The 14820-nt window shown below is 62.2% G+C and carries 9 protein-coding genes, 7 pseudogenes and 1 other annotated feature; of the genes and pseudogenes, 6 read left to right on the top strand and 10 right to left on the bottom strand.

The window, feature by feature from the left end; all coding sequences use genetic code 11:
• Positions 1-214 precede the first annotated feature (214 nt).
• Positions 215-1034 (top strand): annotated as a pseudogene (locus QFZ94_RS41735) (IS3 family transposase); the annotation flags it as partial.
• Positions 417-533 (top strand) — a sequence feature (AL1L pseudoknot). (Overlaps the previous pseudogene by 117 nt.)
• A gap of 19 nt (positions 1035-1053) precedes the next feature.
• Here QFZ94_RS41735 and QFZ94_RS41730 read toward each other — a convergent pair.
• Positions 1054-2319, bottom strand: a complete 1266-nt coding sequence (locus QFZ94_RS41730) for an IS256 family transposase (RefSeq protein WP_429463785.1) — start codon at positions 2317-2319, stop codon at positions 1054-1056.
• Between the two features lie 121 nt (positions 2320-2440).
• Between QFZ94_RS41730 and QFZ94_RS41725 the strand changes: the two are divergent.
• Positions 2441-2803 (top strand): annotated as a pseudogene (locus tag QFZ94_RS41725) (integrase core domain-containing protein); the annotation flags it as partial.
• Between the two features lie 36 nt (positions 2804-2839).
• Here the strand turns inward: QFZ94_RS41725 and QFZ94_RS41720 are convergent.
• Together QFZ94_RS41720 and QFZ94_RS41715 are read right to left on the bottom strand one after the other, a co-directional pair.
• Positions 2840-3073: a hypothetical protein gene (locus QFZ94_RS41720; RefSeq protein WP_429463872.1), complete on the bottom strand. Its 234-nt coding sequence runs from the start codon at positions 3071-3073 to the stop codon at positions 2840-2842.
• Between the two features lie 111 nt (positions 3074-3184).
• A pseudogene (locus tag QFZ94_RS41715) lies at positions 3185-3376 on the bottom strand (DDE-type integrase/transposase/recombinase); the annotation flags it as partial.
• Here QFZ94_RS41715 and QFZ94_RS41710 point away from each other — a divergent pair.
• A pseudogene (locus QFZ94_RS41710) lies at positions 3375-3729 on the top strand (IS6 family transposase); the annotation flags it as partial. The pseudogenes QFZ94_RS41715 and QFZ94_RS41710 sit on opposite strands and share 2 nt — an antisense overlap.
• A gap of 62 nt (positions 3730-3791) precedes the next feature.
• Here QFZ94_RS41710 and QFZ94_RS41705 read toward each other — a convergent pair.
• Both QFZ94_RS41705 and QFZ94_RS41700 read right to left on the bottom strand, forming a co-directional pair.
• The gene (locus QFZ94_RS41705) at positions 3792-6446 is read right to left on the bottom strand and encodes a prolyl oligopeptidase family serine peptidase (RefSeq protein WP_429463870.1); all 2655 of its coding nucleotides are present in this window, start codon (positions 6444-6446) and stop codon (positions 3792-3794) included.
• Positions 6447-6864: 418 nt separating this feature from the next.
• Positions 6865-6991, bottom strand: a pseudogene (locus QFZ94_RS41700) (IS110 family transposase); the annotation flags it as partial.
• A gap of 24 nt (positions 6992-7015) precedes the next feature.
• Between QFZ94_RS41700 and QFZ94_RS41695 the strand changes: the two are divergent.
• Positions 7016-7308, top strand: a pseudogene (locus QFZ94_RS41695) (DDE-type integrase/transposase/recombinase); the annotation flags it as partial.
• A 64-nt stretch (positions 7309-7372) separates the two neighbouring features.
• Positions 7373-8093, top strand: a protein-coding gene (locus QFZ94_RS41690; protein ID WP_429463868.1) for an IS6 family transposase whose coding sequence is annotated in 2 segments (ribosomal slippage) — positions 7373-7686 and positions 7685-8093 — 723 coding nt in all. Because the reading frame shifts where the segments join, the coding sequence is not laid out codon by codon here.
• 55 nt (positions 8094-8148) lie between these two features.
• Here the strand turns inward: QFZ94_RS41690 and QFZ94_RS41685 are convergent.
• The 4 genes and pseudogenes from QFZ94_RS41685 to QFZ94_RS41670 all read right to left on the bottom strand — a co-directional run.
• A pseudogene (locus QFZ94_RS41685) lies at positions 8149-8550 on the bottom strand (IS110 family transposase); the annotation flags it as partial.
• 333 nt (positions 8551-8883) lie between these two features.
• Complete coding sequence (locus QFZ94_RS41680) at positions 8884-10290, bottom strand: GGDEF domain-containing protein (protein ID WP_410852979.1); 1407 nt, start codon at positions 10288-10290, stop codon at positions 8884-8886.
• Positions 10291-10791: 501 nt separating this feature from the next.
• Positions 10792-12288, bottom strand: a complete 1497-nt coding sequence (locus tag QFZ94_RS41675; RefSeq protein WP_429463866.1) for a GMC family oxidoreductase — start codon at positions 12286-12288, stop codon at positions 10792-10794.
• Positions 12289-12325: 37 nt separating this feature from the next.
• On the bottom strand, positions 12326-12748 hold the full coding sequence (locus QFZ94_RS41670) for a hypothetical protein (RefSeq protein ID WP_429463864.1): 423 nt from the start codon (positions 12746-12748) through the stop codon (positions 12326-12328).
• Between QFZ94_RS41670 and QFZ94_RS41665 the strand changes: the two genes are divergently transcribed.
• Positions 12747-13865 (top strand): hypothetical protein, encoded by a 1119-nt coding sequence (locus QFZ94_RS41665; protein ID WP_429463862.1) that lies wholly within the window; start codon positions 12747-12749, stop codon positions 13863-13865. The two genes, QFZ94_RS41670 and QFZ94_RS41665, sit on opposite strands and share 2 nt — an antisense overlap.
• Here QFZ94_RS41665 and QFZ94_RS41660 read toward each other — a convergent pair.
• The gene (locus QFZ94_RS41660; RefSeq protein ID WP_429463860.1) at positions 13823-14818 is read right to left on the bottom strand and encodes a hypothetical protein; all 996 of its coding nucleotides are present in this window, start codon (positions 14816-14818) and stop codon (positions 13823-13825) included. The two genes, QFZ94_RS41665 and QFZ94_RS41660, sit on opposite strands and share 43 nt — an antisense overlap.
• Between the last annotated feature and the right edge of the window lie 2 nt (positions 14819-14820).

Here is a 14820-nt window from a genome sequence, read left to right as displayed (position 1 = left end):
AAGCGTGGCCCGCGCAGAGCGCCCCGGCGCTGGATGGCCCGTTCTGGGGGCGCCACTTACGCTCCGAACAGTGTATATTAAAATAGGAATGCTTATCGGTTGGGGTTCACGCACGCTTTGTCTTTTCCCTTTGAGCGCTGAACTGCCTCCGCCCTTGCCTTGCCTGAACCGCGCCGGGTTTTCCGGAGGCTCCACTTCTTGAGAAAATGGAGCTATGGAAAATACCAAGAAGAAGTCCCCACGGTACTCGCCGGAAGTTCGTGAGCGGGCTGTGCGAATGGTTCTGGAACATCAAGGCGATCACGACTCGCAGTGGAAAGTCATCGCGTCGATCGCGGCGAACAGGATCGGCTCAAGGAGCTGGAGAGGGAGAACCGTGAGCTGCGCCAGGTTAATGAAATCCTGCGCAAGGCATCAGCGTATTTCGCACAGGCGGAGCTCGACCGCCGACCGAAGTGATGATCACGTTCATCGATGATCACCGGCACGTCTACGGGGTCGAGCCGATCTGCAGGGTACTGCCAATCGCGCCGTCGACGTACTACACGCATGTGGCCCGCCGCGCCCATCCTGACCTGGTGCCGCCGCGGGCTCAGCGCGACAGGATGCTCAAGGATGAGATCCGGCGGGTGTGGGAAGAGAACTTCCAGGTCTATGGCGCAGACAAGGTCTGGACGCAATTGAAGCGCGAAGGCATTGTCGTGGCGCGCTGCACGGTCGAGCGGCTGATGAAGCAGATGGGCCTGCGTGGTGTGGTGCGGGGCAAGACGGTCCGCACCACAGTGAGCGATGGTTCGACGCCGTGCCCGAAGGATCTCGTGAACCGGCAATTCACGGCCGAACGGCCCAATGCGCTGTGGGTGTCAGATTTTACCTATGTATCGAGCTGGCAGGGCTTCGTCTATGTCGCATTTATCATCGACGTGTTCGCCCGACGCATTGTCGGCTGGCGCGTGTCGAGCTCGGCGCGCACGGAGTTCGTTCTGGACGCACTGAAGCAGGCCTTGTACGAGCGAGTTAAAGTCAAATCTGGTGTATGCGGTCTCGGCGTAATCAGGCGGCTATCGATTGCTGAGCCGGTGTGCTGTCGGTCACCGGTTCTCCATCCTTGAACGTCATCCCGTCAAGCATCGAAGTGAGCTTTTCCGGGGCGCGGATGCGCCGCCACGATTCTTCGGCCGACTCGATCAGCTTGAACGCCAGCCCGAGGAACGTCGCGCGCGATACACAGTTGCGCGTGCGTTTCGTGCGATGGCGCACCGTCGCAAAGGTCGATTCAATCGGGTTCGTGGTGCGCAGATGCTGCCAGTGTTCAGCCGGGAAATCGTAAAACGCGAGCAGCTCGTCACGATCTTCCGTCAGCTTTTCGGCGACCTTCGGGTACTTTGCCGAGTACGCGTCGACGAAGTGATTGAATGCGGCCAGTGCATCAGCGCGCGTGGCCGCCATCCAGATGTCCTGCATCGCCTTCTTGCCTCGAGCCTGCTGCGATTTCGGCAGCGCATTGAGCACGTTACCCATCTTGTGAAACCAGCAGCGCTGATGCTTCGTCTGCGGGAACACTTCCTCCATCGCGGCCCAGAATCCCATCGCGCCATCGCCGCAGGCCAGCAGTGGCCCCGACGGCAGGCCGCGCTTCTTCAGATCGAGCAGCAGTTCGCTCCACGATGCCTTCGATTCCCGGTAGCCGTCACCGATGGCCACACGTTCCTTCGTCCCGTCCGGTTTGACGCCAATGATCACCAGCAGGCACTGGCCGTCGGAATCGTCGCTGCGCACACCGGTGTGAATGCCGTCGGCCCACCAGTAGACCCAGCGCGCCGACGACAGCTCACGCCGATTCCACTGCTCATGCTCATCGGCCCATTGGGCCTTCAGCCGGCTCACGACGTTCGGCGACATGCCGCTGACCTGGCCGCCCAGCATGATGCCCATGGCTTCGCTCATGTCGCCCGTCGAGATGCCTCGCAGGTACAGCCACGGCAGTGCTGCCGACACGCGCGCGGACTTGCGCACGTACGGCGGCACGATCGTCGAATTGAACCGGATGCCCCAGCCCGAACGATCCCGCACCTTCGGCACCTGAACCGTCACCGGACCGATCGCTGTGACGACCTCGCGCTCGGGCAGGTAGCCGTTGCGCACCACGGCACGCCGGCCGTCGATCGACTTCACGTTGCTGTACTGTTCGAGCATGGTCGCCGGTTCCACCTCGACTGCCTGCTGAATGATCTGCCGCGCGCCTTGCTGGATCAGCTCATCTAGCACGCTTTTCGTTTGCGCTTTACTGCTGTTCGCTTCTTGCGTAATCTTCTTCATGGTGGTCGGGTCCGGCCTTCTCGGGTTCGCTGGTTGTGCCTTTGACAAGCAACATTCTCGCTAGACCGCCACCGCCTTCTCAAATTCCCGCCGCTCCCGCTGTACACCAGATTCGACAATAGCTCTGTACGAACGACAGCCGGCGCAGCAGGACGGGTCGATCCATCACAGCGACCGCGGCGCCCAATACGTATCGATCCGCTACACGGATCGACTGGTTGAGGCTGACATCGAGCCGTCAGTGGGCAGCGTGGGCGACTCCTACGATAACGCACTGGCTGAAACGATCAACGGCTTGTACAAGGCCGAGGTGATCCATCGCCTCGGGCCGTGGCGCAATCTGCAGGCCGTCGAAATGGCGACGCTCGAATGGGTGGACTGGTTCGACCATCGCCGGCTCTTCGGCCCCATCGGCAACATTCCACCTGCCGAGGCAGAAGCCGCTTACTATGCAAATCTCGCTGAGTCTGTCACTGTGGCATGACGCAAGCAAAACGGTCTCCGGAAAACCCGGGGCGGCTCAGATACGCGTATAGTGAATTTCGGGGAGACCTTTTGCATTCCTCTCGATAGGCAACATCTTCCATTGACAGCCCATGTACAGCACCTGCAAGATGTAGTTGAAGGTCTTGTGCAAGGTCAGTGTAGGCCGTGGTCCGCGCCGACCCGTGCTCAGATGCGGCAAGACAAATTCTTCGAACTGCGCCTGGCTCAATTTCACGGGAATTACCTGCCAGCGTGGGTTTCCGGTCATGCGCTGCGTCCAGAAATCTGGACGCTATAGCTGATCTCGCGACCTGATCGGAAATCCAGTCCTCAGCGGCTCGCACGCAAATTCGATGGCATTGAAAAACTAGCAACCAGTTGGCGTACCATTATGGGCGATCGCCTTTTCAAAGAACCGCCGGGCAGCGACCTTGTCCCGCCTGGCCCTGAGCAGGAATTCGACCGTGTCGCCAGCCTTGTCCACTGCCCGGTAAAGATATTTCCACTCGCCTTTGATCTTGATATAGCTCTCGTCCATTCGCCAGCTTTTCCCAACCGGACGCTTGTGCTTCAACCGGGTGCTGCATTCGACGCCGGTGTCCCGCAAGATCGTCACCGATCAATTGCACAGCTATCCGGCGGCGAAAGCAAACATCCGGGAACGGCAGAACGTGAAGCATGTGTTCGTCAAGGCGGCGGCCCGTGTCAACACCGGGCTGAAAATAGCCATCAGCCCACAAGGGAGCGGCGCATGCGAGGCTTTCGTGCCCCGGGCCTTCCTGTCGAGCTTCAGTCCGATCCGGCAGCACTTTGCACTGGAACGACTTTTGCTGCGCTTCTCTCTATCGCAAACACCTCGGGGCCCGGTTTTTCGCGTGGCGCGAATTTACCAACGTCATCCAAGCTCCGTCGACTGGCTTCTGAGCCCCCGTGCGTTGTGGATCGTCATCGACGAAGTCAGCCAAGTTGACAGGGCCCTACCGGACTCAGGCAGCAACGCGACAATGCGTTGCGTTGCCCGGCGGTGCGCTCTTCAGGTAGCGGTCGAACCACCGCAGCATCTCATAAACCAGTTGTTCATTCGATTCGCACGCGGCGTACCCGTGTGTCTCATGCGGCAGCATCACGAGTCGGGTAATACCGCCGTTACCGCGGATCGCCTCGTAAAGGAGGCTGGCCTGCTGCGGCGTCGTTCCAGGGTTCGGGTCGTCGGCGCCGTGCACGATCAGCAGTGGAGCCTTTAATCTGTCTGCATAGAAGAACGGCGACGTCTTGAGGTAGACGTCTTGCGCTTGCCAGACGGTGCGCCGTTCATTCTGAAACCCACGTGGAGTGAGCGTCTTGTTGTACGCACCGCTCGTCGCGACGCCCGCACGAAACAGGTTTGAATGCGCGAGCAGGTTCGCGGTCATCAGTGCGCCGTGGCTGTGGCCGGTTACGCCAATGCGGTTCGGGTCTGCGACGCCGAGTCGAACCGCCTCGTCCACCGCGGCCTGTGCGTCGGCGACGATCTGCTCAATGTAGGTGTCGTACGCCCGCTTCGGGTCGCCAATGATCGGGAATGATGCGTTGTCGATAATTGCGTAGCCGGCCAGCAGCAGCAGGCGGTGCCTGCTGAGCTGCGTGAAGGTCTCCTGCGAGCCGCTGGTCTGGCCGGCCTTCGATTCGTCGGCATAGTCACGAGGATACGCATACAGGATCGCTGGTATGCGCGTGCCTTCCTGGTAGCCGGGCGGCGTATAGAGCGTAAAAGACAGCTCCACCCCGTCCGCCCGCTGGTATCTCACCAGGCGCTTCCTGATCTGCCGGACGGCGGGCGTCGGGTCCGTGGTGTGCGTAACCGCCGCACTTGACGACGTGAACGTTGCCTCGCCTGGCGGCGCGTCGATTGCCGCACGGAGTCTGCGCACGTAGACGTTGGGCGGATCAGTCGGCGACTGATGCGAAGTGAGGAACGAGCGGCTGTCATCTTCGGTGAACGCGAAGAAGGACTCCAGACTCGACCTATCGCTGCGAAACAGTCGCTGCGTTTTGAACGTCGCAAGGTCGAGCCGGTCGAGAAACGGCCGGTCGCCATGCGGCGACGCGCCGGCACCCGCGAGAAAGATTGAATCGCCCTCCTTACGGATGACCGAAAAGCCATTCGGCAGCGTGCGCATTACCGGGTTTCCAGGATCTGCATACTGTTCGTGAGACGACATATCCCACAGCAGGCGCGGCGCGGGAATGCGCGCGTCGAAGTTGATGAGGTAGGCGCTCCACCATTGGCGATTGCGGTCGTATTCGGCCAGCAATGCCAGATCCGACTGCGCCGTCCAGTCGATGCCGCAGTATCGCTGCGCGAGTCGCATCACTTCTCGCGGCGGCTGGTCAAACGGCGCCGTCGACGTCATGAGCCGGTCGCGCTGCGGAGCATTGACGTTCCAGTCGCCTCCGTCTAGAGCTTCTGCCCAAACAAGGGTCGCCGGTTCGGTGGTGCGCCACGAAAATTGGCGCGGTCCGGTTGGCACACCGTGAATCGGTACGCGCTCCATCAGAGGACGCGATGCGATTTTATGCGCAACGACATGGGCTTGGTCCGAAATGTCCCACACGGCAATGTCGCGTGGGAAGCGCGCAACAGTCGTAAGGTACGAGTACGGCTTCTGTATCGTCGACACCAGCAGATGCTGTCCATCCGGTGCTGGATGGACCCCATAGTAGCGACCGGGCGAGCCAACCAGCGCGACGCTCATATCGCGAATACGGACGACTGCGAGTTGGGATGTGGCGTAGTAGTCGAAGAGCGCAACATCGTGTGCGTCCTTGAGCGTATCGCGTGCCTCGTAGGTGCTGCTTTCGCCCGACCGGCCGTCCGATTCCTGGATGATCGGCCCTGCCGGCGCGCTCGGTGTGGCAGGCGGCGGGCCAAGGTGCGCGGGAACGAGCTTTACCAGCAGCGTGCGCTGATCCGGCATCCAACGGAGCTCACTCCCCAACATCGGATTCAGTCGCACGCCCGACACCTGACGCACCTCGCCAGTGTCGCCATCACCGATCCACAGATCGACCGAATTCGCCGTCACGTTTTCGAAGGCGAAATACCTGCTATCGGCGCTCCATCGCGGGTATCCCGCGCAACCGTTTTCCGGCAGCACCACGGGGCGCGTTGCACCGCTGGGCACCTGCGCGAGTACGAGCTCCCTGATGCCGCCGCCGGCCATGCCGCGACGGCCGTGGTTGCCGGGGTCCACACGCACGCCGGCGAGGCGCAGGAATGGCCTTGCCATCCGTGCGATGGAAAAACATTTCTGCCACGATACGAGCAGCATCCGGGTGCCAGTCGGGCTAAGGAATGGCACCCGGAGCGATGGCGCGAGCATCACGTCGAGGATCGGCTTGGGAGGCCGATCGTAGCCGGAGGACGACGTCGTGGCTGCGCCTGATGCAGGCGCAGACGGCTCAGCCGTGTTGGCCGGGGATGAAAAAACATCGGCCGCCGGTGCGGTGACGACGCAGCCATCGACTATCGTTCCCAGAGGCTTTGCCTGCGATTCATTAGGTATGGTTTGCTGTTTAATCATCCCCTGATTCCATTTCTGGTGATCTTCGAGGAGCATATGCAATGGTTGTGCCAATGCCAAGATAGGTGTATCGATCATCAAGGCGCTTCGGGCCCACCCGCCCTCCAACTCAATCGGCTGTGATGACTCGAGCCTTGTGATTCTGAGCGGTAAGCAATGCATGATGGATGCGCCCACCTATAACAGCATCCATGTGCCAGAGTAGAAGTGTCACCGGCCAATTGAACAGCGGGAGCGGACAGCACTGAGAAATCCGGTGAACAAGTTCAAGAGGTAGACGCAGGTCGGAACGTTGCGGGTGCATGCAAATAAGGTTCCGCCAATGGAGCCGGGTTGACAGCGGGTGGTGTGACACACTTCTTACAATTGCGCCCACGGATGTTGGCAATGTCGGGCTCTGGACAAGCGGTGCTGGAAATCAGAATGATAGAGGGCTCAGAGCGGTTGTGTCGCAATAAAGAAATCGGGAAACGGGTTCTAAGAAGCGTCAGGAGATTATCGCTACGCGGGAGGCTGTTTCGAGACGGGCGCATTGCGCAGGCCGGTCTTCGATCGTGCGCCGGTGTTCGTCAAAGGCAAGGTGCTGCGAGGCGCCGGGAAAACGAACACCGGCCCAGCCAGCGGTGCTGGTGCAAATAGCCTATCTCAGGCTGCGCGGCAAGTAGGTCTATCTTTATCGGGCAGAGGATCGGGTGGGTCAGACGGTTGACTTCATGCTCCGTGCAAAGCGGGACGGGAGGCGGCGAAAGCCTTTTTCAGGAAGGCTATCAAACATCAAGGCCATACACCGAAGACCACCACGCTTGACGGCTAGGCGGCCTCGCACCGCGCCGTGCGCGAGATGAAGGCCGATGGCTTGCTGCCTGAGGACCCGAAGGTCCGATCCTCGACATATCCCAATAAACTGGTCGAGCAGGACCACCGCAACATCAAGTCGCGGACGAAAGGGTTCTGTTGCAGTAAGGCCCACGTTAAAATTGGGTAGCGAATTTTTGAGCTGTGCGATGAGGAAGACGAAGACACCGCGAACCACACTCGCGCCGGGCCTGGCCAAGGTCCTGAAGCGCCTTCACTACCCGCTTGAAGTGATTTTGCTGTGCGTGCGATGGTACGTGGCCTATTCGCTGAGTTTGCGCAATCTTGCGGAAATGATGGACGAGCGTGGTATCGCGGTGGATCATTCGACGGTGTACCGCTGGGTCATCAAACTGATGCCGCTCTTCGGAAGGAGCTTCCGCCAGCACAAGCGTCCGGTTGGGGAAAGCTGGCGAATGGACGAGAGCTATATCAAGATCAAAGGCGAGTGGAAATATCTTTAGGGCAGTGGACAAGGCGGGCGACACGGTCGAATTCCTGCTCATGGCCAGGCGGGACAAGGTCGCTGCCCGGCGGTTCTTTGAAAAGGCGATCGCCCATAATGGTACGCCAGAGACCGTGACCATCGACAAAAGCGGCTCCAATCTGGCCGCACTGGATGCAGTGAATGCCGATTGCGAGACGCCGATCAAGGTCCGTCAGATCAAGTACCTGAACAACATTGTCGAACAGGACCATCGGGCTATCAAACGCCGGATCCGGCCGATGCTGGGATTCAAGAACTTCCACCGTGCGAGGGTCATTCTCGGCGGCATCGAGGTAATGCACATGATCAGGAAAGGACAGATGAAATGTGCGGGCAAAGACCCGTCGTCTGCTTCCCAGCAGTTTTACTCCCTTGTGTCATAAGCAATACTTATCATATCGACATTTCTCGTCCCGACACCGTTACTGCACCAGAACCCTGAACCAGTTGCATCCGTTTGCGCGCAAGGTCGCGCAGCGGACGTTGCTCCACCGGATAGATGTACCCTTCGGGCAAAAGCCCGAGACGAAGCAGTTGCGCGAGATGGATCGCATCGGTGAAGTCACCGCTGTATTTCAGGCCATCATACTGCCGGATCGCTGCAGGGTTGGCCGGATGCACCCGGTAGCCGTCGCTCATCAACTCATCCACAAGCCAGTACCAGTTGAAGGTTGCTTCAATAACCACTCCCACGAGATCTGCACGGTGGGGTGCCAGTGCTGCGCGAATCTGGACGGGATCGTTCGGTAACCTCCGCTGGTAGAGAACACGGTCAGTTTCGTCGCTGACCACAACCACGCTGTTATTCGAGTGCAGGTCGATTCCGCTAAACTTGTCCATGCCGGCCTCCTGTGCGTCAAGTGGGTCTCGCAACCTCAACTCTACGCCCGCCGCTTCACCACAACGGCGTGGGGCCGGCTATATGATTATCAGAACCCTCTCGTTACATGCCGATGGGCGGATATACGGCTTTCCTGCTCTTGTCGTTCATGTCCGCGTGACGGAATATACACGCCTGCTGCCCGTCACCTTGCGTAGTGAACGGGGCGGTGCTGTCGGTGCGCTTTCCTTGCTGCTCGAGCGGTATCCCAAGCTCGCTGCCTGGCTCGTCCTGCAGATACGCGACTGCGCGACAGTGAAAGAGCGCTTGCACACATCGGCGGGCTTTCGTCGCTATACAGCCGCCACCCGGTTGCGACCCTGACGCTTGGCGTGGTAGAGCCGCTGGTCGGCTGCCCGAAGCAGTGCGTCAATCGTACTGCCATCCCTACCGAACTGCGATATACCGATACTGACTGTTATCGACACCTTGCGTCCGACCTCACCGGCGAACGTCGTGCTTGCAATTGCCGCGCGAATGCGCTCGCCAACTGCAAGTGCGGCATCCAGCGACGTACGGGTCAACAGCACCATGAACTCTTCACCACCCACGCGTGCTACGCCGTCGTACGGCCGGATCGCGTCGAGGCATGCTTGCACGAATCCCTGCAGGACTGTGTCGCCGACCTGATGCCCGTAAGCGTCGTTCACCCACTTAAAATTGTCGAGGTCGAGCGCCAGGAGTGAGAACGGGGCACCGTCACTCTTTGCGCGAGCGACCTCTGCTTCTAAACGCTCAATGAAATGACGCCGGTTGGCGGCCCCTGTTAGCGGGTCGGTCGCCGCCAGATGCTCAAGTTTCCGGTTGGTACGCTGCAGCTCCTGCAGAGCGCTTTCGGTGCGGGCCATCGCATGGGCGAGCCGTGCGTTCAGTTCCTCGCGACTATAGATCGTCGCAAATGAGCGTGTTGTCAAAAAGGCATACGCCACGCCATAGCTGAGAAGAAAGAAGCCGCTGGCGAAAATGACATGAGCAAGCCACCACATGTGATTCCATGGGCGACCAAGGAGGAAAGCGACCGACGACAGCGCGAACGACGTGATGGAGATACCGTACACCAACATCAACGGCGACCGAGGCCGACTCAGCATCAAGATGGCGACGTTCAGCGTTGACAGAATGAGTGCCGTAGCCTCCGTGAACCGAAGCAGGACTATCCCAGCAACCGTAGAATGCGCCAGAAGCGCGACCAAAACGTCCACGACGAGGAAGATTGCGGCCCAGCTTAGCCAGTACCGGGCTCCGGCGCGGCGGTCGGCTGGGTCAGGCGGCCGGTGATACGACAGAAGCCCGACTAGCAGCAGGATTGACATCGTCAGGCGCGACGCCGGTCCGTACAACAGGAATAGCCAAATGTTGTCATGTGCGAGCCCGGTGAATGCTCCATGCAAGGCGTAGATCAGTACAAATCCCAGGAAAGCCAGTGTCATCCATCGCAGCAGCGGCTCTCCGGAGGACCGATAACACTGCCATGCCACGTATGTGACAAAAAGGGCCTCAAGCGTCGCTGCTGCAATTGCAAATTCGTGGAACGGATGGTTCTCGAACTTGAGTGTCGGGTTCTGAAATAAATGCAGATAGGCGATCAGATAGGACGGAACAAGAGCGAAAGCGGCCAGCACTAACTGTGCGTAGACTCGCGTGATAAACCGAACAAGCGGAAGTGGCTGGTCAGTCTGCACCGCAGTGGTCGCGCTCATGGATTTGGTTCTCTCGGTCTGTCGTTGGCATACCTCGATGTACTCGCGCGAGTGTTTGCGTGATTGCCGCAAACGACGAGAACGCTGCCAACTCCCATCCTCAGTAGCCGGTCCTGAACAATTCATTTTCGGCTTCTTCGTCAGGGTTGAACGATGTCGCTGTCAGGCAGCATCGTGACGCCGCACGCTTTGCCGGGTGGCATCGCTTCACTGGGCTCACCCAGAATCCGTCCAATTTCTGAGCAAATGTACGTCCCGTGCGCTCTTGCGTCTCGTATACCTTAACGTGACAACGCCCCGGCCACGCACAACACCCCTACCACTTTGGAGCCAGCCCGACGAACGCAAAACGTTCTCAGAAAATTCCCCCGCCGCAACGCGCGGACGGGATCGTGTTCCTCGTCGCACGACGATCGATGGGCCGAGACGATCGGCGCCGCGTCGCGCCGTTCCTCGCGATGAGCCCCGCGCAGACGCATGCGTTACGAGCCGCGCGCGCTGTCACGCGTGCGCGAGCACCAGCGCGGCGCCTTTCTCGCCGATCATCAGCGCTGGCCCCTGCGTGTGCCCGGACGTAATGCGCGGCATGATTGACACGTCGATGACCCGCAGCCCCTCGACCCCGTGAACGCGCAACTGCGGATCGACCACCGCATCGTTGCCGGTGCCCATCCGGCACGTGCCGACGGGGTGGCTGAGCGAGCCCGCATTGCTCAAGATCCAGTTGCGGATCTCGGCGGGCGTGCGTACCGACGGGCCGGGTGTCTGCTCTTCGCCGCGCCAGGCCGACAGCCCCGGCGCGTTGCCGAGCGCGCGCATCAGCTCGAAGCCCTGCACGCATTGCTCGAAGTCGCCCGGCGCCGACAGGAAGTTCATGTCGATCAGCGGCGCGGTGGTCGCATCGGCCGAGCGGAGCGCGACGCGGCCCCGGCTTTGTAGCCGCATCATGTCGCCCGTCACCGAATAAAAACTGCGCAGTTCTTGCTCGGACTGGCCGCACGTATAGCGTCCGCGCATCATCTCGGCCGCATTGGCCGGCTGGCCGTCGGCATTCGCGTTGGCCCAGACGATCGCGTAGCCCTCGTTGACGGGCTGGTCGAGAATCGGCTGCCGCGACGTCCAGATGCCCTGGAAGATCAGCGCGTCCATCAGGTTTGCGCCCACGCCCGGCAGGTCCATCTGCACGGGGATGCCGAGCTGCCGCAACTGCGTGGCGTCGCCGACGCCCGAGCGCATCAGGATCTGCGGTGAGTTGATCGCGCCCGCGCACAGCAGGATTTCCCGGTCGGCGGCCGCACGCACGCGCGCGCCGCCACGGATGTAGTGCACCGCGGCGGCGCGCCGCGTGCCGTTGAACTCGATCCGTTCAACGAGCGATTCGGCGGCCAACGTCAGGTTCGACTGCCGCGCGAGCAGCGGCTCGACGTAGCGCTGGTAGCTAGTCACGCGCTGGAAGCGCGTGTCGATCGTCGAGCGCAACGGCGACACGCCGGCCATCGGGCGCCCGTCGTTGTAGTTCGGGTTGTAGCGGTGGCCGAGCTGCTCGCTCGCGCTCACGAACGCCTGGCCGAAAGCGTTGCGTGTCGTGGTGGTCGGTTGCAGCATGCTTTCGACCTGCTCGAAGTGCGGCGCTACGTCGTGGTAGCGCCAGCCCGCGCAGCCGTACTGGCGCGCCCACTGGTCGAAGTCGGCGGGCGCGCCGCGCACGTAAACCATGTCGTTGTGCGCGGTGCAGCCGCCCGTTACCTTCGCCCGCCAGACGTCCATCACGCGGTCGTTCATGCGCGTCTGAGGCACGCTTTTGTAGCCCCAGTGAATCGCGTCGATGCGATACAGGCAGTTGATCTGGTTCGGGTCGCGGATCGGCGGGTAATGCGACGCGAGCGGCCCGGCCTCGAGCAGGAGCACCTTGATCGACGGGTTGGCGGCGAGCCGCGCGGCGACGATGCTACCCGCCGAGCCGGAGCCGATAACGATGTAGTCGCAGTGTGCGTCCAAGGGGCTCTCCTTCTGCGTGCGAGCTGGCGCGGCGCCGTCAGCCGCGCGGGTTGAGCAGCCGGCCGTACGGGCCGTGCAGCGCGAGCGTGGGCTGCGCGCCGTAAAAGCCGGCGATGCCGCTCCAGGCGCGGTGGTTGAGTTCGAGCAGGAACAGGATGCGGCGCATCGCGATTGCTTGGCGCGCGGGATCGATCGCGGCGATCTGCTCGAACGTGTCGCGCGAGATGCTGTTGTGGTTCAGCGATTCGTTCAGTTCCTCGTGGTCGCCGGACACGCTGTGGAACGCCTCGTTGTCCTTGACCGCGGCCATCAGGCGCAGCGACATCTTCGGCGGCTCGCCGAAGATGCCCTCGACGACCATGATCGCGGCGAATGATGACACCGGATCGACATCGGCGAGCAGCGTGAGCGCGTCGACGAACGCGAAGTGCAGCGGCAGCGGCACGATCTTCGCGAGCATGCGGGGGCGCGACGCCGAGCGCCTCGCAGGTCGTGCTTTCGAGCGCCTCGTGGCCGTATTCCTCGCCGTAGTAGCGGAACATCATCGAGCGCAGCGGGATGCTGAGCCGCATGCTCAGCAGCGGCGCGATGATCTCGACGAAGCGCCGCGTCACGTGGTACTGCTCGATAAACGGGCCGGCGACGAGCGGCGAATAGCCGCCGTTCAGCGCGTCGACCGCGCTCACGTATGGATTCTCTCCCCAGCGGTTCAGCGTTTCGCGCGTGATCAGTTCGGTCTGGCGCATGAACTCGAGCCCACTCGACAGCGACACGGCCGGCAGGTCCGCGCACGGCAGCCGCTGCGCCTCGTCGCCGCTCGCGGCGACGAGGCTCGACGCGACGAGCCACAGATGCGACATCAGGTCGTGCTCATCGTACAGGCCGGCCGTGTCGAACCGCGCATCGTGCGCGGCGCTTGCGCGGGGCGCGCCGGAAAACGCGTCGAGCATCAAGTCGACGGCTGCCAGCGTGAGCGGTGCCGCGCGGCGGAAGTATTCGAACTCGATGCGCAGCAACGCGAGATGGAAGTTGGGTTCGACCTGCGCGTCGAACGGATCGTCGTGCGCGTCGAACAGCGTGCGCGCGGAGGCGGGCCGGTCGAGGTGCAGCCGCAGCATCGCAGCGTCGCGCGCGATCGCGTCGCGCCGCGCGGAGTCGAGCGTGGCCAGGCTGGCGACGACCGTTTGCGCGATGCACGAGTCGATCCGCGCGGCCTGCGCGGCGAGCGCATCGGCGGCCGTGTCGTCGGCCTCGCCAATCAGCGAATGCGTGTCGAGAAACGTGCCGAGCGCGTGCCAGCCGGAGTCGGGTTCGCTTTCGCGCAGCGTCCACCACAGCGGCGACGCCGTGTCGGTCAGGCTGTGGAGCTCCGCGGCGATCTGGTCCGCGGCGTCGCTGGCGTCGAACGCCAGCCGGTATTCGTGCGCGCCCGCGCGCATGCTGACGAGCGCCGAGCCGGGCTCGTGGTGAATCGCGTCGATGACGAGGCGCGGCGACTGATAACGCTGAAATGTCCAGAGATCCATGGCGACCCTCAGTGGAAGATGCGCGGCAGCGGCGCGCTGTCGTCTGCGTAGTAGGCGAGGATGGTGTGTTCCTGGCGCACCAGCGTCTCGACCATCAGCGAGACGTTGCGTTTCGTGACCGTGCAGGCTTCGGGGTCGATCGCGGTGTCGAGCGCCATCAACTGCCGCGAGATGTCCTCGTGCCGGTAGGTGTCGTTCAGGTCCGCGTGTGCGCGCAGCGGCCGGTAGAACGCTTCGGGCATGCCGAGGGCGACGCAGCGCGCGTCGAACTTGTCGATGAATGCAGGTTGCGCGCGCTCGAACAGAAACAGGTTCGCCTTGAACGACAGCGGATGCTGGCGCGCGTGCACGCCGAGCGCGGCCGCGAGCGAGAAAGTCGCGGGCAGCGGCTGGTGCTGCTCGATCTCGGCATCGCCGAGCCCTGCGGCCTTCAGCGACCCCTCGAGAAACCGGTCGTGGCCGAGCTCCGATTTCAGGAAGTCCTGCAGCAGCGTGCGCTCCGCGGGACTGGCGGCCCAGCCGAGCGCGGGGCCGATCAGCCCCGGCGCCGCGCGCACGATCCAGTAATACTCGAGCGCATAGCCGATCAACTGACGGCGCGTCGCGCGCTGTTCGACCAGCGCGCGCAGGAATGCCGAGCGCGCGCTGCGCGCGGCGGTGCGGTCTGCGATCCGGCGGATGTCGCGGTAGAGCTGCGCGCCGCTCGTCGCCACCGCGGCGCGGCGCGGATCGGATTCGATCAGCAGGCGCAGTACGTTGAAATCGGCGAGCAGCGGTGGAATCTTGTCGGCGATGCGGGGCGAGCGCGTGGCCAGTTCCTCGGGCGTCAGGCCGCCCACGTGCAGGTCGCCGATCAGGCGCGCGACGTCGGTCGCCTCGTCCGGCGCGAAGCGGAACGCGCATTGCCGGCCGCCGGCGCTCAGCACGGCGTCGCTATCCGTGAGCTGCGAGGTGACGATGCCGCGGAATTTCGGCATCGCGGGAGCTGCTAGCGAGCTGTCCATGG

The sequence above is a fragment of the Paraburkholderia sp. JPY465 genome, from assembly GCF_050436725.1.
GTDB classification, from domain to species: Bacteria; Pseudomonadota; Gammaproteobacteria; order Burkholderiales; family Burkholderiaceae; genus Paraburkholderia; species Paraburkholderia youngii.
Note: the sequence above shows the minus strand (reverse complement) of the source record. Positions and strands in the feature narration are given on the sequence as shown.